Below are 22,613 nucleotides of genomic sequence, written 5' to 3' on the forward strand. Positions count from 1 at the left end.
CTGAGCCAGGATCAAACTCTCCATTGTAAATGCTAATTGTACTTTTACGCAGGTTCCTTACTCTTACTTATCTTGGTCAGATTGTCAAAGAACGTGTTTTCCTCGTTTGGAAAACGGTGGCTGAACGTGGTTTCGTCCAGCCGTTTTATCGATTTGGGACTGCAAAGATAGGGGTTTCCAATGCTTAACGCAAGTCCTTTTCTGAAAAAAGCCCCTTAAATTCAATTTTCTTTTTACGGCACAATTGAAACTGTGCAAAACACATTTTCTGCCTTATTCGGTCTCCATAAAGGGATACCGGAAGTCGACGGGCGGGACAAAAGTCTCCTTGATCACCCGGGCCGATACCCACCGCAACAGATTCAACGAAGAGCCGGCTTTATCATTCGTCCCGGAGGCCCGGGCTCCGCCAAACGGCTGCTGACCTACGACCGCCCCGGTCGGTTTGTCGTTGATGTAATAGTTGCCGGCCGCATTCACCAGCTTTTGGGAGACTTCTTCGATAACATACCGGTCCCTGGCAAATAATGACCCGGTCAGCGCGTAGGGTGACGTCTGATCTACCAGTTGAACGGTTTCCTCAAAATGATCCGGATGGTAGATATATACCGTCAGGACGGGGCCGAAGATTTCCTCGCACATCGTCACATATTGCGGATCCCGGGCCAGCAGGACGGTCGGCTGGATGAAGAAGCCGTCGGTCTTATCGAACGTTCCGCCCGCGATGACTTCGACCCTCGGATCATTTTTGGCTTCGGAAATGTATTTACTGATCTTATCGAAGGCCCTTTCGTCGATGACGGCGTTGACAAAGTTGGAGAAATCTTCGACGGTTCCGGTTTTTATCTCCCGAAGATCGGCCAGGATATACTCCCGGATCTGCTCCCACAGGCTGGACGGAATGTAGGCCCGGGATGCGGCCGAACATTTCTGTCCCTGGTATTCGAAAGCGCCCCGCACGAGGGCCGTTGCTACTTCTTTCGGGTCGGCCGACTCATGAACCAGCACAAAGTCCTTGCCGCCGGTTTCGCCCACGATTCTCGGATAGCTTTTATACTGGTGAATGTTTTCACCGATGGTTTTCCAGATTTGCTGGAAGACGCCCGTGCTTCCGGTAAAATGAATTCCGGCAAAATCGGGATGTCTGAAGATAATATCTCCCGCCAGCGGACCGTCGACATAAATCAGGTTGATGACTCCGTCGGGCAGCCCGGCTTTCCGGAAAACCTCCATCAACACCTGCGCCGAATAGATCTGCTGGGTGGCCGGTTTCCAGATGACGGTATTGCCCATCATGGCCGGGGCCGAGGGCAGGTTGCCGGCAATGGCCGTAAAGTTGAATGGGGTCAAAGCAAAGACGAAGCCTTCCAGGGGACGGTATTCTTCCCGGTTCCAGTAGCCCGCGGACGACCGGGGTTGCTGGCTGTAGATCTCCGTCATGTATTGTACATTGAACCGAAGGAAGTCGATCATTTCACAGGCGGAGTCGATCTCGGCCTGATAGGCGTTCTTCGACTGGCCGAGCATGGTGGCGGCATTGACCTTGTAGCGGTATGGGCCGGCCAGCAATTCGGCGGCTTTAAGAAATATTCCGGCCCGCTGCTCCCAGGGGAGGCCGGCCCATTGTTCCCGGGCATTCAGAGCTGCGGTAATAGCCTGCTCGACGTGCGTCTGGTCTCCTTCGTGAAAATGGGCCAGTACCTGTTTACGGTTATGAGGAGCTACCAAGGGGATTCGCGTTTCGGTTCGTACCTCCTCCCCGCCGATGTACATGGGAATATCGACGGTTTTAGAGGATGCTTCGGTAAGGGCGGCTTTGAGTCGGGCGCGCTCTTCCGAACCGGGACGGTATTCTTTTACCGGCTCATTGTGGGGAACCGGTACCTGAAAAAAGCCTGCGGACATACGTTCGTTGATTTTGAAGTGTGCTAAAATAGGTAATTGAAAGGAAAGCGTTTAGGTTCCCTTCGGTAGCCTGGTGGCCGTTTCTCGCTTTTATCCCGGTAATTGTTCGGTTAACGGTTTGGGCTTTCGTAACTTGCGGCAATTTTTTAACTACCTGCTATGAATTTTTACAGTACGAACGATACTTCCCTGCGGGTTTCCATGGAAGAAGCTTTGCTGAGGAGTATGCCAAAGGATCGGGGCCTGTATATGCCGGAAAAAATTCCGTTTATGGGCGCCGATTTCTTCCGGCGAATCTCCGACGGCTCGCTGGCCGACATCGCCTTTGAGGTCAGTTCGGCGCTTTTCGGCCCGTCTATTCCGACCGGGAAGCTACAAGACCTGGTTCACCGGGCGTTTCCTTTCGACACCCCGGTAGTAGGTCTGGAAAACGGTAAAAGTCACGTTCTGGAACTGTTCCACGGCCCTTCCCTGGCGTTCAAGGATGTGGGTGCCCGGTATATGGCGGCTATGATGGGGTATTTTCTGGAGCAGAGCAGTCAGGAGGTGCATATCCTGGTGGCCACTTCCGGGGATACCGGCGGGGCCGTGGCCATGGGGTTTCTGGGGGTTCCAGGCATTAAAGTAACGATTTTGTATCCGAGCGGCCGGGTCAGTGAGCTTCAGGAAAAACAGCTGACCACGCTCGGCCGGAACATCACGGCCATCGAGGTGGACGGATCGTTCGACGACTGTCAGGCACTCGTGAAAATGGCTTTCGCCGATCCGGATCTGAACCGGCAGCAACGGCTTGCCTCCGCCAACTCGATCAATATTTTCCGGCTGATCCCGCAAGGATTTTACTATGTGCGGGCTTATGGTCAGGTGAAGCAGTATGGAAAACCGGTCGTGTTTTCCACACCCAGTGGAAACTTCGGCAATCTGAGCGCCGGTGTTCTGGCCCACAAGATGGGCTTACCGGTTCACCGTTTCATAGCCTCGACCAATCTGAACCGGGCGGTTCCGACTTATCTCGAAAACGGTACGTACACGCCCAATCCTTCGATTGAAACGATCTCTAACGCGATGGATGTGGGAAACCCGAGTAATTTTGTCCGTTTAACCCACCTTTTCGACGATAGTTTCGAGGAGTTGAAAGCCAGCGTGAGCGGATATTACTTCGACGATGGGCAGACCCGGGAGGCCATGCTGGATGTCTACCGGCAGTACGGTTACGTGATGTGCCCGCATACGGCCGTCGGTTATCTGGGATTACGCCGTTATCAACAATCTGGTGAAGATACCTGTGGAATAGCACTGGCTACGGCGCATCCGGCCAAGTTTAAAGACCTGGTCGAGTCAGTTATCCACACCCCTGTGGAAATACCGCCGGCGCTGGAAGAACTGATGAACCGGCCGAAACATAGCATCCGGCTGGGCGTCGGCTTCGACGAGATAAAGGATTATCTGATGCAGACCGCCTAAAGAAAAGGCCCGCCGGAAGCGGGCCTTTTCTTTAGTTGATGACGTCTCCCCGCAGGAGCCGGAATCGTTTCCGGGCCTCGGCGCCAAAAATGCTCCCGGGGTATTTCTGGAGCAGCTGGTTATATAATTCCATGGCTTTCGGCTTGTCTTTTCTGCTTTCCTCAAAGGTTTTTGCCGTCAGGAACAGAGCATCGTCGCCCAGGACGTCGAATGAGTAGTCGGCGGTAATTTTCTGGAGGTCCTGCAGGGCGTCATCGACTTTGTTCTGTTTCAGCAGGGTATTGGCCCGCAGCCAGAGAATGTCGTCCGCCAGGCTGTGATCGCGGTATTTCGTATACAGACGGCTCAATTGCATCGCGGCAGAATCCACCTTGTTCTGAAACAACATGAGGTCTATGGCGGCATATTCCCGCATGGCGGTTTCCGTACTGTCCAGGCCCGTGTTGTCCATGATCAGCAGGCTCAGGGCGCTGGCATCATTGGCAATTTCCCGGGTCGTGGCCTGCTTGAGAATGTCCAGAATCTCCTTCGCCAGGGAAAATTCGCCTTTGTAATAGTGCAGCCGGGCGTTTTTCAGCTTGGCTTCATACCCCAGCGGCTCTTCTTTCTGGGACTTTTCGACCTGTGAATACAGCAGAGTGGCTTCCCAGGGTTCGCTCTTCAGCAGGTAAATATCCCCCATGTCCAGTTTACAGCGGTCGACGAAGCCTTTTTCGTTTTTACCGATATCGGTAGCCAGGGTCAGAATCGTCAGGGCGGTATCTTTCTCGTTCAGGAAGAAGGCATACAGACTGGCCGTACTCCGCAGCGCTTCCAGGGTTCGGTTGTTTTTACCCAGTTCCTGAAACATTTTCTGGTAATCGGCAATCAGCTTCCGGATCTCGGCATTATCGACGGGATACGTGTTCTTAACCTGCTCCTCGCGGGCCTTGATCACCAGCCGGCGGGCAAACGGGTACAGCTGGCCCTGCGGATACTCTTTCGCCACATACTCAAACATGGCTGCTGCGTTGCGATAATCTTTGTTCTGAAGGGCGACCGCACCTAAATCGTATACTCTTACCCCCGTTAACTTCAATCGCTTGTCAAGGGCTCTTTCCTGAATAAACGCTTTATAAAAATCCTTCTTCTGCGTCAGGTACCAGACGAGCATCTCGGTATAGAACATCTCATTGGGGCTCTCCTGCACTTTTTTATACAGGACGGTTTCCAGCAGTTTCTGATCGGCTTCTTTCAGGTTATCCTGCAGAGTGGCCTGTACATTATCCCGGTTGCCCGGAATCAGCCCCCACTGGAGCAACTCATCGATCATGCTTTCTTTCTGGCCTACGGCCCCGTATAGCCGCGCCAGCTCTCCGGCGTAGGCCAATGGATCTTTGCTGGCTTCACGGGCTTTCCGGAGGGCTTTAATGGCCCAGTCATGCTTCACCTTCTCGGCAAAGTCCTGGGAGAGCTCCGCCAGGGCCGGAACATTATTGCCTGCCACGGAGATCGCCTTATTGAAATAATCCTCCGCTTTAGCCGAATCCTTGCGGCTTTCCTCCAGAATGCCTGCCTGCAGGAACACATACGGATTCCGGTCTTCGGTTTTCACCAGCCGCCGGATGACCTTTTCGGCTTCACCGATTTTATTCAATTTGACGGCGCTTTCCACATACCGGTTAACAATTTGCTTCCCGGCGTCGTTTTTAAGGAGTCGCTGGTAGATGGTATAGGCTTTTTCGAATTCCCCTTTCTTGAAGTATTCCTCGGCCAGCTCGGGGCCTTCCTGAGCAACAGCTACCGACCACCCAAGTATCAGTAGTGTTGCCAACATCCCAATAACCTTTTTCATTTTATCTTTTTTAACTTAAAAATAAAGAAATAGAGGAATAGTTGCCTGTGGATATGTGGACAAGTTTTTTATTCACACTTTTGTTCATAAAATGTGGAAAGGTAAAGTGTCTTATCCACAGGTTCAAAATAGTTATCCACATGTAATATACTGATTTACAGCATATTTTTTACTTATCAACACACCATTGTGGATTTTGAATACTTATTGAGCACATTTCCACAGGCTCACTTCTCTACATTTCCACATGTTGATTTCCGGCTGGACGGCTTGTGGAAAATGCCCTATTTTTAAACGTATCCACCGGAGAAAAACGTTTATCCACACAGGCCCCAAATTTCTCCACCGCGACAGTCCCGTCTTTTCACAAACTATACACAGGATATTTCCACTTATCCACCGACTTATCCACGAAAAGTTTGTGCTTTTTTAATTTAGAATTGACCTTTTTACAAGGCATCCACATTGATGTCGCTGATGTCGAAATTGGCCTTGATGGAGACAGGGCGGGTATTGTGGAAAAAGATGGGTTCAGGGAGACGGCCCTCCGTGAGATTGCCGCTGTCCCATCGACCGTTTCCATTCTCATCGATGATGACCCGTATCCGATATTTCCCCGGCTTGATCATCGTGAACCGGTAGCTCGGGTTGTTCAACTGACGGTCGATGACCTTGAACTCATCATCGAGCAGTTCGATGATGAGCTGGCGGGCAGAAGTGTTGATCCGACCCGACAGCGTTCCATACCGTTCCGGATCACGCAGGTTATAGCTCAGAATGCCGGCGGCCGTCGAGTCGTTCAGGACGCTGATGAAGGCACCCTTTCCCAGGCGGATCTCCACCCGGCTCCGGGTGTTGGTGGCTTTGGTCAGAATGAACCGGGTTTGGTTTTCATCCCATTTATAATCCTGAGCGGTTACGATCTGGCGGGTCGTGCTGTCGCTGATGATCTGGATGGAGTCAGCAGTAATCCCTCGGATCGGCTTATTGAATTTTAGTTCGACGCGGAGGTTTCGGTCAACGTCTTCACTGTTCGCAGGCCTGGCCGTGAAGGTTACCGGGTCCGGATTTTCACGCCGTGTGGGAGTACGAAACCGGAACCGCTGGCTGAGTTCGGAGGTATTTTTTAGGGAGTCGGTAACCGTCAGTTGAACCCGAATGGTATCGGTCGAGGCTTTACCGTTAAAAAAAGTCAGCTCAGTTGGGGTTCGGAAATAGGCGGGAATGCTGTCCTGAGGATTCGAGAATTTGACGGTAAAGGATTCGATTCCACGGTCGAAAATGTAGGTATAAGTCGTGACCCGCTGCTCGGTCCGGACAGAACGTGGAGGAGTATTGTAGTAGGGAAACAACGTTAGCTTTAAGGTATCGATGTTTGCGGCAAGCAGTACATCCTGTTTCAGAAAGGCGACCTTTTCGGTGGCCGGATTCAGGGTCAGGTTGAGGTTTTTGTCATCAAAAGCGTAAATTTTATACCGGCCGTCCTTCACGTTTTCGATCAAAAAGTTGCCGGAACTATCGGTGCGCGTGAAGTAATAGGGCTTTATTTTGGTCGGTGTCAGCGTATCGGTTGGAATATACAGGCCGACCAGGGTATTCAGCACGGGCTGACCGGTTTGAATATCCGTAACCTTCCCCCCTACCCGAAGTGAGTCGATCGTACTGCCGGTGCTGAACACGAGCTTCAGATCGGTGGTCGGATTATTCTCCGTTACATCCTTGACGGCATCGGAAAAGTTGAAGGTATAGGTTGTATTTTCCTTAAATGGTTTGTCGAAAATCAGGCGGAGGCTGTTCGGCCTGGCCCGGTATTTAAAGGGCGCTTCCGGCTCGGGGGTTATCAAAATTTTCTGGTTCGGGTTCTCCACCCGAATGTATTCATTGAAGGTCAGGTCGAGGGTCCGGCCGTCAAAATTCTTCTGTTTATTTACCGGCATGCTCTTGACCAGGACGGGTGCCAGCGTATCTTTTTTACCGCCGATCGGGGCTGCGTACTGAGAACAGGAATTGAGAAAAACGAGGATAAGAGCGAATAGTAGCAGTGCCTGTTTCATTTTCTGGCAACGAAAAACCCTGAATAGGAAGATATCAGGGCCGTGAAAAATGGTTTGTTTCAGTGCGCCTGAGCGATATAAATCAGGCTCGAATAATTTCCACCGTTTCTTTGGGCCGCCCAATTAGAACGAAATCCGTTCCAGAAACTTTCAAGGTAGGCCGGTTTTCCGTCACGGTTTTTAGTACTGAGCAAATTCACGTAAAAGGCATCGAACCACATCGGACGACGGCCGGCCGGTCGGTACCCATACCGTTGCAGCAGGGATTCCATATGCGCCGGCGTGAAATGGTATAGGTGCCGTGGAACGTCGTAAGCCGCCCAATACTGGCGGTATTGCTCTGCATCCCACGACAGGTGGTTGGGAACGGCAATCACCGCGTAGCCTTTCTGAACCGTATGGGCTCTCATCCATTCCAGTGTTTCGGACAACGAATGGACGTGCTCCAGCACGTGCCACATGGTAATCACGTCCACCGGCTGGATTAATTCCAGTTGATCAATGGAAGGAACGATCGGCATTTTCGTACGTTCCTCCGCCTGCCGTCTGGCGCTCTGATCCGGTTCTACTCCGTGAATGCTCCACCCTTCCCGGGCGGCTTCTTGGAGAAAATAGCCGGACCCGCAGCCGATATCCAGCAATCGTCCCGGCGTCGGAACAAGCTTTCCAATCAAGGATACCTTCTGTCGGACGGTAATATTTCGGACCGAATGATAGAGCCGGCTAACCAATCCTTCCCGGGTATCGCTATGTGAAATATACTGTTCGGACTGATAATACTGGCCGATTTCCTGCGGTGCCGGCCGGGGGCTGGTTACTTTAAAGCCGCATTTCTGACAAGCCTGAATCGTAAATTCCTGCTCCGAAACCAGAAAGTCTTTACAGGTAAGCCAATGTGAAAAGCCATGATTTCCGCAGACCGGACATTCCGTTAGTTGCTCAGTCGACATACGGTTAACGACCTAAATACACCATCAGAATTGAGATATCGGACGGGCTCACCCCGCTGATCCGGGAAGCCTGACCGATGGTTTGAGGACGGACCCGTTTCAGTTTTTCGCGTCCTTCAAATGATAATGCGGCCAGACGATCATAATCGAATTGGGGGTGGATCGACAGGTTTTCGAGCTTCTCCATTTTCTCCACCAGTAGCTGTTCTTTCTCCACGTAGCTTTCGTACTTCACGGATATGACCGCTTCTTCCATGGTCTCCTGGTCGAACCGGCTTAGGTATCCGGTTACGGTTTCACCCAGTTTTTGTAACTCCTCCAGGTTCATTTCCGGCCGTTTCAGGATATGGTAGGGGGACGTTTTCTCACGAATCGGGGCGCTTCCCAACGACTCCAACAAACCATTCACCTCCTCCGGATTTACCCGCATCCTTTTCAGTTCTTCCAGAATTTCGTGGACTCCTGCTCTCTTTGTCTGCATCCGTTCATACCGCTCCTGGGAAGCCAGGCCGATTCCATAGCCTTTTTCCGTCAGCCTGAGATCGGCATTATCCTGACGTAGAAGCGTACGGTATTCGGCTCTGGACGTAAACATCCGGTACGGTTCTTCCGTCCCTTTGGTGATCAGGTCGTCGATCAGGACACCGATGTAGGCTTCCGAACGCTTTAAGGTGAATTCACCTAAATCTTTCGCTTTGTTATGGGCATTGATACCGGCCATCAGGCCCTGGCACGCTGCTTCTTCATACCCGGTGGTTCCGTTGATCTGGCCGGCGAAAAACAGGCCGTCGATCAGTTGGGTTTCGAGGGTTTGCTTCAGCTGGGTCGGCGGGAAGTAATCATATTCCACGGCATAGCCTGGACGAAACATTTTGGCATTTTCAAAGCCGGATATTTTGCGCAGGGCATTGATCTGTACGTCCTCCGGCAGAGAGGTTGAGAAGCCGTTGACATACACTTCTACAGTATCCCAGCCTTCCGGTTCTACAAAGATCTGGTGCCGGTCTTTGTCGGCAAACCGGTTGATTTTATCCTCCACCGAGGGGCAGTAGCGCGGCCCCAGCCCTTTAATTCGGCCGGTGAACATGGGCGATCTTTCAAACCCAGTCCTTAAGATTTCATGCACTTCCTCGTTGGTGTAGGTAATCCAGCAGTTTCTTTGTTTCATCAAAGCCGGAGTGTCGAGGTAGGAAAATTTACCGGGCTGGTCGTCGCCGGGCTGGGCTTCCATGCGGTTGTAATTTAAACTACGGCCATCGATTCGGGGCGGAGTTCCGGTTTTCATTCGTCCGGATTCGAAGCCCAGCTGGACCAGTTGTTCGGTCAAACCAGTGGCGGCCCGCTCGGCGGTCCTTCCTCCTCCAAACGTTTTTTCGCCTATAAAAATGCGGCCATTCAGGAAGGTGCCGTTGGTGAGCACTACGGTTTGGGCCTGGATCTCCATTCCCATTTCCGTTTTCACGCCTACCACTTTTTTGTTTTTTACGATCAATTCTTTTGCCGTGTCCTGCCAGAAATCAATGTTGGGCGTTTCCTCCAGGTGCTTTCTCCACTCGGCGGCAAACATCATTCGGTCACTCTGGCAGCGCGGACTCCACATGGCCGGGCCTTTCGATCGGTTCAGCATCCTGAACTGAATCATCGATTTATCACTGATGATTCCTGATCGTCCTCCCAGCGCATCAATCTCCCGCACAATTTGTCCTTTGGCAACTCCACCCATTGCCGGATTACACGACATTTGTGCAATGGTCTGCATATTCATCGTAATCAGCAGCACCGAAGAGCCCATTGTGGCTGCGGCTGCAGCTGCTTCACAACCGGCATGGCCGGCCCCGATGACAATGACATTGTACTTATTAAACATATATTTTTGGGTTTCGCATAGTTTGAAAAAATGTTCCACGTGGAAACATTTCTCAGCTATGAAAAAAGTAGATACAAAATTAATAAAATAAAGAAGTCTGAAAGATTTCGGTTATTTTATTCAACATGGAGAGAAATGAAATGATTCAAAAAGAAAAGGGGCCGAAGCCCCTGATCCCTTATCTTAACTTTTTCATGTAAGAATCCACCTCCTGTTTATAAAATGGAGAAAAATCTGGTGGAACGGAACGAAGCAATTCAACCTGCTTCTGCTTATCCTTAACCAACTGCTCATATTGCGGAGGTGGTTTTCGCATAACCGGTTTTGCCGTTTCCGCTTTCCGCTGCATATCCTCCTCCTGTTCCTTCATCGCTTTTTCAGATTCAAGCAAACGTGTCAAAACCTCCTGCTGACGGTTGATGGTGTTCTGATTGACCCGTTTGTTAACCAAATCCGTTTCCGTTTCATCCATCTTGTTCATCAGCTCCTGCATTTCGTTACCCAGCTTCTTGCCCAATTCCGTACCTTTTTGAGTATCCTGAAGTTCTTTCAGCATTTTTCGGATCATGGCCTGCTCAGCTGCAAGACGGGAAAGTTCTTCAGACATTCCGCGGCCGCCCTTACCGATCTGCTGGCCCTGCTGCTGCATAAGCTGCTGCATAAGCTGCTGCATCTGCTGATTGAGCTTCTTCTGCATCTCTCCCATTCCCATACTCTGGTTCTTGCCTTTTTTCTTGCCTTTTCCGGAAGCAGACATAGACATCTGACTCATTTGTTCCTGCATCTGCTTGAAAACGTCGCTAAGCATTAAGGCCAGATTGTTTATGGAAGTCATCGCAAATTGTTGTTTGGCAGTAGCCACGTTAAGCCGGCGTTCCCGGATATATTTGACACTTTCATCCATGTACCCTTTCATATTGTTCAACTCGCGAGTGACAAACGACTGAATCTGCAAAACGCGGTTGGCCAGCGCATAAAGGCTATCCTCAATGATTTTAGCGTCGTCCTGCAGCTTCAACTGTTCCTGGGCCAGTTTCACGAACCGGGGATCCTGCAGAGAAACCGCCTTAAAATCTTTCATGACACGCTCCTGATCAAAGGAAAGCTGAATCAGGTTTTCGAGGATGTCACGAAGATCATCCATATTTTCCTGCGACTCCTCCATCTCCTGGGACTCCATCTGCTGCTGAAGCTGCTGGCTCAGATTCTTCATCTGTTTAGCCGCATTCTTCTGAGACTGAGAAGCTTTATTGTTCTGCTTCTGATTCAGTTGCTGCTGGCTTTGCTGCTGCTGTTCACTAATATCCTTTTGAAGATCCTGCCGGGTGTCCGGTTTTTCGCCGTCTTTCATCTCCTCGGCCATCTTTTCAATCTCCTTTAAATCCTCCTTCGTCTTTTCGAATTCCTTATTCAGCTGCTCCTGCTCCTTAGATAAATCAGAATTCTCTTTATTGTCTTTATTCTGCTCCTTATTATCACCGGCATTTTCGTCTTTTTTGCCGTCAGAATCGTCTTTTTTGGCATTCGGATCTTCTTTTGCCGCTTGTTTATCGTCTTTCTTGGAATTCGTGCTGTCTTTTTTCGAGGATTGACTCTCTTCTTTAGGAGCCTTCTCTTTCGATTGATCAGCAAGTTTGTCCTGCTTTTCGGCCTGTTTTTCCAGCTCCTTGATGGTATTTTCCATCTTCTGGTCCATCTGCAGCTGTTTGAAAAGCTCAAGGGCACGCTCCAGTTCCTTCTCCAGGTTCTTCTCTTTATTCTTCAGTCGATCGAGCATATCGATCATTCGCTCATCCTGTTTCTGGTCGAGCATCTTCTTCAGTTCTTCATAGAGCTTCTGGGTTTCAGGGTCCATCAGATCGTTCATGAGTTTCTGAAGCTGCTCGAACTTCTGAAGCAACTCCGGATTCTGGTTACTGAATCGTTGCTGCCGCTCGTTGTTGACCTTGTTCTGTTCCTGAAGTTCCTTCAGTTCCTGCATCAGTTCCTCCCGCTTCTTCAGCAATTCTTCCGCCTGCTTTTTATCCTGATAATCCAGATTTTTCTTGGTTTGCAGGCGGTTTTCCATCGTGTTCAGATCCCGCTTAAGTTGCTGAGCCTTGGAAAGCGTTTTGCTGATCTGGCTCTCGGTCTTCTCGGCCGACTTCTCGGCGTCGGCTTCCAGCTTACTACGATCCGGAACGGCAAATTGGGCAAAGGTAGACCGGGCGCTTTTAAAGCCGTTGACGGCGTCGTTGTCCCATACCTGCACAAAATATTCGAGACGGTCTCCCGGCTGCATTTTAAGGCTGTCGAGACCCCACTGGTAATAGAAATTCTGCGTGGCGGCCGACCGATTAAAGGGAATGGTTCGGGCAATGAATTTATCCGGAGGGTTCTGGCCGGCCCGAATGACTTTGTACTGAACTTTCAGATTAGAGAAACCATAATCGTCCGTAATCGTGCCGCCCAGCATCACGTAATTATAAAAGGTCGTATCACGGAAGTTCTCCAGAGAAACCTGCGGAAACTTATCCGGAACTACGTTGAGTGTATACTGGATGTTGTCCCGGCTGGCGGCCACCCGGTTCTTCAAAGAAACCGAATAGGAAGACGACCGCTTCGCCGTACGGGTAAATTCGAACTCGTCGGCCGAATGTTTCTCCGCCACCATCGGCCGGGAATCAGTGCCGAAACGCACCAGCACGGAATCCGTATTGGTGGCCGAAAACCGCCACGTGACGATCGTGCCTTCCGGAACCAGCATATTTCCGGCATTGGATAACTGCTCGGAAGGCTTATTGAGATACGCCGGATAGACCAGGCTCACATCGAATGATAAGAGACCGGGCCGATCCAGGACAGAAAGTTCATATAAGGAGGACTTATAGCCCGCGGCTTCAAACCGGAAGGGAATGTTCCGCTGAACGTTGTCGAAGGTGTAGGAATACGTGCCTTTACCGGCATTGTTCAGCTTGAACCGGGTATTATTGGAAACCAGATAAACATCCTGAGGCAGCACCTGTCCCTGAAGCTGAAGTACCAGAGTAAAATCCTCATTCCGGAAGGCCTGCAATTTCCTATTGCGAAGCAGGAACTGGAACGGTGCCTCTTCGGCAAACTCCTCATCATACCGAATTATCCTATTGGAAGTGCTGGTCAGGAAGGGCGGATAAAGCAGCAGCAATCCACCGATGACCAGGGCAGGGATAAGGGCAAATTTGACGAACCGCCGGTTTTGATTGAGTTGAATCGCATCGGCAAACCGCACGATCAGCAGTTGTCTGGATCGCTGGTTCAGACTGGCTTCGAGCAGGTCGCTCTGCTGCCGGGAAAGCGCCCGGAGCTGAAGGGTATTCAGCAGCTTATCCCCTATCTCGGGAAAATACGTCCCGATCTGCTGGGCCGCTTCCTCGTTGCTCAGGGACTTTCCGATGCCGTACAGATGAATCAGCGGATTGATGATCCAGCGGAACAGGGCGAACCCGAGAATCCCGAGCGATCCGAAGAAAAGAGCCGCCCGGACCGGTGAACTGAACCGGCCGAAAAACTCCGCCGTATTCATGACCAGGTAGACCGAGAGCGTAAACGCGATGAAGAAAATGGCACCCTTGGCAATCTGATTCAGATAAAATTTTCTCCGATATTCTGCAATACGCAGCAGCAGCGTTTGAATCGATTCATTCATCTGCATTGGTGTATTCGTAAAAATGTTGATACTGCTCTGACAATCATACCTGTAAAACCTAATCAAGATACAAAATGGGCCGCTTTATCCGATGAGGTAACGAAAAATATCGTTGCACTTTTTTATCTGAAGGGCCTCAGACCTGTTCGTTTGACCCGAGAGGACCCATGTATTCACTGAAATACTTTACGACATGGAGCTTAAGCAGATTTTCCTGGGTCAGCAAATCGACATAGGGCAGCTTCCGTACCAGTTGCCAGTGGGGCCACCCGTCCTGATCGGTCCCCGACAATTGATAATAACCCGAAAGACTGAGCACCTTGCAGATGCCGACGTGCATCAGATCCTGTTTCTGTTCTTTCGTGAAAAATTTAGCTCCGTTGCCCAGTTCCTGAACCCCAACCAGAAAAAGGACACTATTTAAATCGGTTGGGCGCTTTCCGATGGCTTCCTGGAGGTAATCCAGCACTCGCTCCCAGTCCTGTTCTATTTCTTCGGTAATCATGATTTTGAAAAAGAAAAAAAGTCACCCGCTTATATGACTTTAAACGTTTTCCGGCGTCACAAATTCATATCGTAAAGAGGAGAATTTTGGCGGGTTCGCTGCATCCTCTCCTAAAACAATCCGTGCCGACGGTTCGGTTATTTAAGTTCGTGAAAATGATTGGAAAATTAATCAAGAGGTCGTTCGATGACCTCCTAAATCTGTTTTACCCGAATCCCTGTCTGCTGTGCGACCGCGTTCTTCAGGAACAGGAGGAATTCGTCTGTACCCACTGCCGGCTCGACCTGCCCGAAACCGGACAGCACCGGGGGATGGCTCCGACAACGGGCGAAAACAAATTTGCCGGGAAAGTGCCGGTAACGTTTGTCTATTCGTATCTGTATTTCGCCAAGGGAAGCCGCACGCAGCGATTAATTCACCAGTTGAAATACCGCAACAAAAAAGAACTGGGCAGCCTGCTCGGTCGCTGGTATGGACATCAGCTCCGAACCGAATGTGAACTACAGCATCAAATCGACCTGATCGTCGGCGTTCCGCTGCATCCGGCCCGGCATCGGCAGCGAGGGTATAACCAGAGCGACTGGTTCGCCCGGGGCCTGTCCGAAGTCCTCGAAATACCGTGGAGCGACCGGGTTCTGGCAAGAAACCACTTTACCGTCAGCCAGACCGGCAAAGATCGTCTGAACCGATGGCGGAACGTCAGTTCCGTCTTCAGCGTGATGCAGGCCGATTTCATCGAAAATAAGCGCATTCTGCTTGTCGATGACGTCCTGACTACCGGAGCGACACTGGAGGCCTGTACGACCGCCTTACTGGCCTCCAATTGTCGGTCGGTAGGGATTATAACGATAGCGGCTACCCGCTGAGCAGGTAGCCGCTATCCGAAACCGGTATGACCTGGGCCGACCGGTGAATTATTTGTTGCGACCGCCGGCGATCATTGCGCAGCGGAAGCCGATCGTAGCCGTAGCCGAATCCTGATCCATAAACCGGCGCGTTCCCGGAGCCAGCCAGTAGGCGACATCCGACCAGGAACCGCCTTTGTAGACGCGGAGCTTGTCGTTGATCACCGAGTTCATGTTCTTCGTATCGTAGTTTTTCTCCTCGTCGAGGTAGCCGTTCCGGCGCAGCGGGTTCAGGTCGTTCACATCCTGATAAGACAGCGGACGGTAGACGTCATACACCCACTCGTTCACGTTGCCGGCCATGTTGTAAAGACCGAAGTCGTTCGGCGGATATTCGTAGATCTCGGCGGTGATGATGGCCGCATCGTTGGATTTTCCGGCGATACCGGCATAGTCACCACGACCGCGTTTGAAGTTCGCCAGCATCTGGCCCTGCTTCCGGCCTTTTTTCGAGTTGCGGACCGAGGAACCGTCCCAGGGATAAATCCGCTGGTTCGACTGGTTTTCGTCGATATACTGCGTACCGATCATGGCTTTGGCGGCATACTCCCACTCGGCCTCCGACGGCAGGCGGTAGTTCGGCAGAATGTTGCCGCTTTCCATGGCGTAGGTCGTCTGTGAGTTTTTAGCTACCTGCTCGCCTTCGGCGGCCGGCGCTTCTTCGCCTTTTTTCTTGCGTTTCAGGGAGAACCCTTTTTTCTGCTTCTGTCCACCGCCTTTCGCCAGGTTGGCATTGACGGCGTTGGTCCGCCAGATACTGTAGTCGTTGGCCTGCACCCAGGATACACCGACGACCGGATAATACCGGAAACCGGGGAAGCGCAGGTATTGGGTTACATAGGGGTCATTGTAGGAAAGCGGGTTCGTCCAGACGTTGGTATCGGGAAGGGCCGCCTTGTAGAATTCCTCGGAAGAGTCCCGCTGAATGGCATCCAGATACTCGAGATAGTGAATGTTGGCGATTTCGGTTTCGTCCATATAGAACGACTGAATGCTGACCGTCCGTTCGCGGTTATCCCGGGAATTCATCACATCCTCCTCCAGGGCACCCATCGTGAACCGGCCGCCTTCGATAAACACAAGGTTCGGACCGGCAGACTGCCCTCTGTACTTCGCTACCTGAAACCCGCTCTCCTGGTTGTACCCGATACCGGTGGCCGTACTCTTCTTTCCAGGGTTCACACTGGTCGGGCGTTTGGATTTACAGGCGCCTAATAACGCCATAAACGCCAGCAGATAGACAATCGAGCGTAACGGTTGATGTTGATTCATTGTGATAACGTAACTAATAGAAGTTCAAAGTTATAGTTTGTCGGTCAAACTTCCCAGACCATTCGGAACCGGGAAGCCGGTTTTGGTTCGTCAGCCCAGCATCTGACTCAGAATTTCGTTCATCTCATCGACCGTATCCACCTCCTGTCGCGTCAGCACGAGCTTGCCCTTCAGGTCCTTCAATGAGCATTTGGCCGGATTTTTCTTCACGTAATCAATTACTTTGCCAAACTGGCCGGAATTAAAGAATTCGTCATTCCCAGAAGAAACGAACGTTCCCTTCAGGATATTATTCTTCAGCGTCAATTTTTCGAGTTGTAAACGCTCTGCTTTCCAGCGGACAGTCACCAGTTTGATCAGGTTTTCGACTTCTTCGGGAAGCGGCCCGAACCGATCGACCATTCCCCGCCGGAACGTCTCCAGTTCCTGCTCGGTCCGGATGTTGTCCAGCTGATTATACAACGACAGCCTTTCGGAAATGTTGGCTACATACGCTTCCGGAATCAGCACCTGCAGATCGGTCTCGATCAGCGTGTCCGGCAACTGAAGACTGCGGACGGCGTCCTCGTCGGGCATGAAGAGATTTTTGAACTCGGTTTCCTTCAGTTCCTGGACGGCTTCGTCCAGAATCCGGTGGTACATTTCAAAACCGAGATCGTTGATAAAACCGCTCTGTTCGGCCCCCAGCAGGTTGCCCGCGCCCCGGATGTCGAGGTCGCGCATGGCGATCTTGAAGCCTTCGCCCAGTTCGGAAAAGTCTTCCAGCGTTTGCAGGCGCTTGCGGGCGTCGGTCGTGATGTTCGAAACCGGCGGGGTCAGCAGATAACAGAAGGCTTTTTTGTTGGACCGCCCTACCCGACCGCGCATCTGGTGCAGGTCCGACAGCCCGAACATATGCGCCTGGTGAATGATGATCGTATTGGCGTTCGGAATATCCAGGCCGGATTCGATGATGTTGGTCGAAACCAGCACGTCGTAATCACCCTCGATGTATTTGGTCATGACCCGTTCCAGCCGCTCCCCTTCCATCTGCCCGTGGGCGACCGTCACGCGGGCGTCCGGAACCAGCCGGATGATCAGGTTGGCCAGAGATTCGATGTCGTTGACCCGGTTATGCACGAAAAACACCTGACCTCCGCGCCGGATTTCGTAGCTGACGGCGTCGCGGATCAGGGCCTCGTTAAATACGTGGACCTCCGTCGTTACCGGCTGGCGGTTCGGCGGGGGCGTGGCGATCACGGAGAGGTCGCGGGCGCCCATGAGCGAGAAGTGCAGCGTGCGCGGGATGGGTGTTGCCGTCAGGGTCAGCACGTCCACGTTGAAGCGCATTTCCTTCAGCCGTTCCTTCGTTTTTACCCCGAACTTCTGCTCTTCATCCACCACCAGCAGCCCCAGGTCCTTGAACTTGACGTCTTTGTTCACGATCCGGTGCGTCCCGATCAGAATGCCGGTTTCACCCGACTCCACCCGCCTGAGCGTCTCTTTGATCTGGGCCGTCGAGCGGAACCGGTTGATGTATTCGACCTTGACCGGGAAATTGGCCAGCCGCTCGGAAAACGTATGAAAATGCTGCATCGCCAGGATCGTGGTCGGGACCAGAATGGCCACCTGCTTGTTGTCCGCAACGGCTTTGAAGGCCGCCCGGATGGCCACTTCCGTTTTCCCGAAACCGACGTCTCCGCACACCAGCCGGTCCATCGGGTGGGCCTGTTCCATGTCGGCCTTCACGTCCGTGGTCGCTTTAGCCTGGTCGGGCGTGTCCTCATAAATAAAGGAGGATTCCAGTTCGGCCTGAAGGAAACTGTCGTGGGAGAAGGAAAAGCCGGGCGCCTGCCGGCGTTTGGCATAGAGGGAAATCAGTTCCTTGGCAATGTCCTTGACCTGCTTCTTAACCCGCGATTTCTTCAATTCCCACTCCTGGGAGCCGAGTTTGCTCATCACGGGCGGGGTGCCCTCCTTTCCGGTATATTTGGCAATCTTGTGCAGACTGTGAATGCTCACCAGCAGCACGTCGTTGTCGCGGTAGATCAGACGGATGGCTTCCTGCTCCCGGCCGCCGACGTCGACTTTCTCCATGCCTGCAAACCGCCCGATACCATGGTCGACGTGGGTGACGTAATCGCCGGGCTGGAGCGTCTTCAGTTCGCGGAGGGTCAGCGCCTTGGATTTCGAGAATTTATCCCGGACCCGGTATTTATAATAGCGGTCGAAAATCTGGTGGTCGGTGTAGCAGACGATCTTCAGCTGCTCGTCGACGAAGCCCTCCCGGAGGGAAACAGGCAGCGGCTGGAACTTGACGAACGGGTCCAGTTCCTCGAAGATGGTATTCAGCCGTTCCTGCTGTTTGTAGGATTCGGCCGCAATGATGTTCGTGTAACCTTTGCCCTGGTTTTCGCCGAGATTCTCGACCAGGCGCTTGAAATCCTTATTGAAGGAGGGCTGTGCTTTCGAGGAGTACTGCTGCGTCCGGAGGGTGGCCGGTGCGGAAGTATCCTCGCCGTTTGAATCGGCTTCCGGCCCCTTCTTTTTCGCCTTGAAGTAAAACCGCCGGCCGAATTCCACCGTCCGGAACGATTTGATCTGATTGAGCAGCCCCCGCCGGGTTTCGAACAGAGCGTTGGGATCCGACACCACCTGAATGCCTCCGCTGCCGCCCATGATGCCGGCCAGACTTTGCTCGGCTCTCTCGAAGCTTTTCTCGATGATTTCGAGCGTAAGCTCCACATCCTTGAACCAGAGCGTCGCCGTTTCGGGCAGAAACTCCAGAAAAGGCTCCCGGATTTCATGAATCAGCTTGTTCTCGATGTTGGGAATGATGCTGATGCTGTCTACAGGGTCGGTGGATAACTGCGATTCCGGGTTGAAGGTCCGAATGCTGTCGACCTCGTCTCCGAAAAGCTCGATCCGGTAGGGAAATTCGCTGGCGAAGGAGAAGACGTCGATAATGCCCCCGCGAATGGAGAACTGCCCGGCTTCGTAGACAAAGTCGGTTTTCTCGAAGTCGTAGCTGTTGAGCAGCTCGTTGATGAAGTTGGAATCGAGCCGGTCGCCGATCCGGACCGAGAGGGTATTGGCCCGCAGCGAGCGTTTGTTGATCACCTTCTCCGACAGCGCTTCGGGATAAGAGACGATCAGCGCCCCCGTTTTCGAAGCCGCATTCAGCTTGTTCAGGACCTCGGCCCGCATCAGCACGTTGGCGTTCTCGATTTCCTCGTACTGATACGGTTTTTTGTAGGACATCGGGAAAAACAGGACGTCCTGGCCCAGCAGGTTCTGCAGATCGTTATAAAAATAGGAGGCTTCTTCCTTGTCGCTGAGGACGAAGAGATGAGTGCCGGGATTCAGGCGATAGACGGCGGCTGCGAGAACGGCATCGAGACTGCCGGCAACTCCTTTCAACTGAATCCGGACCGGTTCTCCCCCGCTCGGCTGCTGGAACTGTTCACCAATGATCCGGATAAAGCTATCCTCGGTATACAGGCTAAGTAATTCAGTTACTTTCAATGTAAAAGGCAGTGAATGTGTGACAATTCAGGTGTGTTCGGTGTGTATGGAAACAGGAGCAGAATAACACTAAAAGCCGCAGGGAAGGGTTTTCCATGCGGCATAGGTCAGAGAAGTAACACCCCTCCTTTTGATTTTGTTGCAAAATTAAGCGATCGGCTCGTAGGCGATGCCTTCCTGATCGAACAGGGTGGTCAACTGCTGGCTCGGCTCGATCAGAATTACGAATTCGCGGGGACTTTCCGCTTCTACTTCGTCATCCACCCACTTCCAGTCCTCTGCCGTAATATCCAGTAAATTAAATACTTCCGTAATTTTGTCCCGGTTTTTTTCCTGGCTCAGAAACGCATCGGAATGGGAAATGAATAACAGGATACGGTCTTCTTCGAGCCAGCTTAAATCGTTCAGCAGGTCATCGAGCGATTCCAGGCTATGATCGAATTCCTCCGGAAAATCCAGCGCCCGGGCGATCTGCCCGAAAAACTCCTTCATCGTCCGTGCCTTCTCCCCATCGATCTCCGCCATCCGGAAGCCGGCAAATGCCTTCAGATCTTCTTTCGATTCAATAAATTTGAAATTGGCCATTTAATTCAGCGAAAATAAAGGAACCCGCAAAGAAACGACATTATTGAACATCAGTTCCGTAACGGTGGGGTCCATGTAGCTGATCAGCGGAAATTCCGAGACGATTTCCATCACTTCCACCTCCGTCTGCGCCTTGACCACGCACCACAGCCGGTGCCGGTCAATGGACAACGCATAGGAAAGAAGCTTTCCGTTCTCCATCAGTTCGTTTACTTTCAGCCGCTGGAGCGGTATTTTCATCAGGAAGTCTTCCGTCATTTCCTGCGGAAGATCGAACTCTACCATGTACTGGCTCATACAAACAGAAGTTTATGAGTACAACTCCCGGACAGCGGCTCCTGAAGTCGGTGAACCGGCAATTAACTGATTAACAATCTTCAGCTCATCTTCGTTGACGGAATGTGGAAAATTCGGGTATAATTTCATCGTCACCTCCGCGCCCAGCGCCCGGAAGACGCCCTCCGACTCGATGACGCGTTCTTTCGGAATGTGAGGGTCGATGTCGCTGCAGCCCAGAAAAACCGGCGTTTCCTCAAACTCCCCTTCATACAGTCTCGGCGTACCCGGCGGGCCGATCAGACCACCACTCAGGCCGAAAATCCCCCCATAGGGCATGGCATTGCGGGCCACGAACTCCAGCGCCAGACAGGCGCCCTGCGAAAAACCCAGCCAGTAGATCTGGGGCGGTTTGAAATTGTAGTCCGATTGCAGCCGGGCCCGCAGCATCGTCAGTACCTGCAGCGCCGACGACAGGTTCGGTTCATTCTCCTCGACCGGCCGCAGGAAAGAGTGCGGGTACCAGGTATTCTGGGCCGCCTGGGGAGCGACAAAGGCAAATTCGTCGTCCTCGATGTATTGGGACAGCGACAGGATGTCCTGCGCCGACCCGCCCCGGCCATGTACCATGACCATCACTTTTCCGGCTTCTTCCAGCGGTTTGCCGGCCGTAATGAAATTATTTGGGTTATGGATCATATGCCTTCTATATTAACCCCCAATCCCGTTTACCCCCAGCACCTGAAGGAAAGCTTAAAAGGAGAAGCAAACTCCCCTCCAGGGGCTGGGGGTAAAAGAGTTTGAGTATTCCGTTAAAAAACTTCGATTTTCGGCAGCGCGCCCTCGATCTGCGCACGCCGGGGTTCGTACCACTGCGGTAATTTAAGTGTTTTGCCCAACTCCGCAACCGGTTCGTCGACGGCGAAGCCCGGCGGGTTGGTGGCTACTTCGAACAGAATACCGCCCGGCTCCCGAAAATAAATGCTGTGGAAATAATTTCGGTCCTGCACCGGCGTCACGTTGAAACCCGCATCCAGCAGTCGCTCGTGAATCGCCAGCTGCGTATCGTCGGTGTCGGTCGAAAAAGCAACGTGGTGGACGGAACCGGCTCCCTGGTGCGCGCGCACGTCGTTCGGGGCATGCAGGACATCCACAAAATTGCCGGGACCGCCGACGCCAGCGCTGAACCGGAACCGACCCTCTTCCTCCGCGACGAGCGTGTGGCCCATCCAATCGGTCAGCAGTTTGACGGTATTGTCGACTTTGAATTCGTTCAGCGATACGGTATGGAAGCCCCGGACGGCATGTTCGGCCGGAACCGACCCGCCGACCCAGCCCGTCCGCCGGTCGTCATCGCTCGTCACCAGTTCAACACCCATGCCGTCCGGATCATCGAACCGCAGGTAGGTTTCGCTGAACCGCTGGTAAGGTCCGGCAAAGGGAATGTTATGCTGCCGCAGGCGGTCGATCCAGTAGTTGAGCGAAGCTGACGGGATGGAAAAAGCCGTATAGGTCAGCTGTCCCCCACCCTTCCGGCCCCGCGGCAGGCGGCTTCCGTACGGGAAGAAGGTCAGGATGGTACCCGGCGAACCCGCTTCGTCCCCATAGTAGAGGTGGTAAACATCCGGCGCGTCGAAGTTGATCGTCCGTTTGACCAGCCGCAGGCCCAGAATCCGGGTATAAAATTCGACGTTCTGCTGGGCATCGCCGGCCAGGGCAGTAACATGGTGTAAGCCATTGATGAGGGTTTCCATAATCGTATCAATTTGAATGCGTGGGAAAATGTTTGGCAAATTTAAGTGTAATTACATTTAATGTATATACA

General features: G+C 52.3%; 15 protein-coding genes. 2 read left to right on the forward strand and 13 right to left on the reverse strand.

What is annotated here, in order from left to right; all coding sequences use genetic code 11:
* Nucleotides 1-273: 273 nt before the first annotated feature.
* Nucleotides 274-1,905 (reverse strand): L-glutamate gamma-semialdehyde dehydrogenase, encoded by a 1,632-nt coding sequence (gene pruA / locus DX909_RS11715; protein WP_128545370.1) that lies wholly within the window; start codon nt 1,903-1,905, stop codon nt 274-276.
* A gap of 159 nt (nt 1,906-2,064) precedes the next feature.
* Between pruA and thrC the strand changes: the two genes are divergently transcribed.
* Nucleotides 2,065-3,369 (forward strand): threonine synthase, encoded by a 1,305-nt coding sequence (gene thrC, locus DX909_RS11720; RefSeq protein ID WP_128545371.1) that lies wholly within the window; start codon nt 2,065-2,067, stop codon nt 3,367-3,369.
* 31 nt (nt 3,370-3,400) lie between these two features.
* Here thrC and DX909_RS11725 read toward each other — a convergent pair whose 3' ends face one another.
* The 6 genes from DX909_RS11725 to DX909_RS11750 form a co-directional block, all read right to left on the reverse strand.
* Nucleotides 3,401-5,185, reverse strand: coding sequence for a tetratricopeptide repeat protein (locus DX909_RS11725; protein ID WP_128545372.1), 1,785 nt, complete (start codon nt 5,183-5,185; stop codon nt 3,401-3,403).
* A gap of 467 nt (nt 5,186-5,652) precedes the next feature.
* The gene (locus tag DX909_RS11730; RefSeq protein ID WP_128545373.1) at nt 5,653-7,257 is read right to left on the reverse strand and encodes an Ig-like domain-containing domain; all 1,605 of its coding nucleotides are present in this window, start codon (nt 7,255-7,257) and stop codon (nt 5,653-5,655) included.
* Nucleotides 7,258-7,316: 59 nt separating this feature from the next.
* Complete coding sequence (locus tag DX909_RS11735; protein ID WP_128545374.1) at nt 7,317-8,207, reverse strand: class I SAM-dependent methyltransferase; 891 nt, start codon at nt 8,205-8,207, stop codon at nt 7,317-7,319.
* A gap of 4 nt (nt 8,208-8,211) precedes the next feature.
* Nucleotides 8,212-10,074 (reverse strand): tRNA uridine-5-carboxymethylaminomethyl(34) synthesis enzyme MnmG, encoded by a 1,863-nt coding sequence (gene mnmG, locus DX909_RS11740; RefSeq protein ID WP_128545375.1) that lies wholly within the window; start codon nt 10,072-10,074, stop codon nt 8,212-8,214.
* A 178-nt stretch (nt 10,075-10,252) separates the two neighbouring features.
* Nucleotides 10,253-13,747, reverse strand: a complete 3,495-nt coding sequence (locus tag DX909_RS11745; RefSeq protein ID WP_128545376.1) for a DUF4175 family protein — start codon at nt 13,745-13,747, stop codon at nt 10,253-10,255.
* Between the two features lie 130 nt (nt 13,748-13,877).
* Nucleotides 13,878-14,246: a hypothetical protein gene (locus tag DX909_RS11750; protein ID WP_128545377.1), complete on the reverse strand. Its 369-nt coding sequence runs from the start codon at nt 14,244-14,246 to the stop codon at nt 13,878-13,880.
* A 155-nt stretch (nt 14,247-14,401) separates the two neighbouring features.
* Between DX909_RS11750 and DX909_RS11755 the strand changes: the two genes are divergently transcribed.
* On the forward strand, nt 14,402-15,112 hold the full coding sequence (locus DX909_RS11755) for a ComF family protein (protein ID WP_128545378.1): 711 nt from the start codon (nt 14,402-14,404) through the stop codon (nt 15,110-15,112).
* 48 nt (nt 15,113-15,160) lie between these two features.
* On the opposite strand, the gene gldJ is transcribed toward DX909_RS11755, so the two are convergent.
* From gldJ to DX909_RS11785, 6 genes are all read right to left on the reverse strand, one after another.
* Nucleotides 15,161-16,423 carry a gliding motility lipoprotein GldJ gene (gene gldJ / locus DX909_RS11760; protein WP_128545379.1) on the reverse strand — a complete coding sequence of 421 codons (1,263 nt, stop codon included), beginning with the start codon at nt 16,421-16,423 and terminating at the stop codon, nt 15,161-15,163.
* A 90-nt stretch (nt 16,424-16,513) separates the two neighbouring features.
* Nucleotides 16,514-19,927: a transcription-repair coupling factor gene (gene mfd / locus DX909_RS11765; protein ID WP_128545380.1), complete on the reverse strand. Its 3,414-nt coding sequence runs from the start codon at nt 19,925-19,927 to the stop codon at nt 16,514-16,516.
* Nucleotides 19,928-20,074: 147 nt separating this feature from the next.
* Nucleotides 20,075-20,512: a barstar family protein gene (locus DX909_RS11770; protein ID WP_128545381.1), complete on the reverse strand. Its 438-nt coding sequence runs from the start codon at nt 20,510-20,512 to the stop codon at nt 20,075-20,077.
* The gene (locus tag DX909_RS11775) at nt 20,513-20,809 is read right to left on the reverse strand and encodes a muconolactone Delta-isomerase family protein (RefSeq protein ID WP_128545382.1); all 297 of its coding nucleotides are present in this window, start codon (nt 20,807-20,809) and stop codon (nt 20,513-20,515) included. It abuts the gene before it with no gap.
* 12 nt (nt 20,810-20,821) lie between these two features.
* Nucleotides 20,822-21,487, reverse strand: coding sequence for an alpha/beta hydrolase (locus DX909_RS11780; protein WP_128545383.1), 666 nt, complete (start codon nt 21,485-21,487; stop codon nt 20,822-20,824).
* 113 nt (nt 21,488-21,600) lie between these two features.
* The gene (locus DX909_RS11785) at nt 21,601-22,542 is read right to left on the reverse strand and encodes a ring-cleaving dioxygenase (RefSeq protein ID WP_128545384.1); all 942 of its coding nucleotides are present in this window, start codon (nt 22,540-22,542) and stop codon (nt 21,601-21,603) included.
* Nucleotides 22,543-22,613: the final 71 nt, after the last annotated feature.

It is taken from the genome of Larkinella soli, assembly GCF_003703975.1.
Classification (GTDB): domain Bacteria; phylum Bacteroidota; class Bacteroidia; order Cytophagales; family Spirosomataceae; genus Larkinella; species Larkinella soli.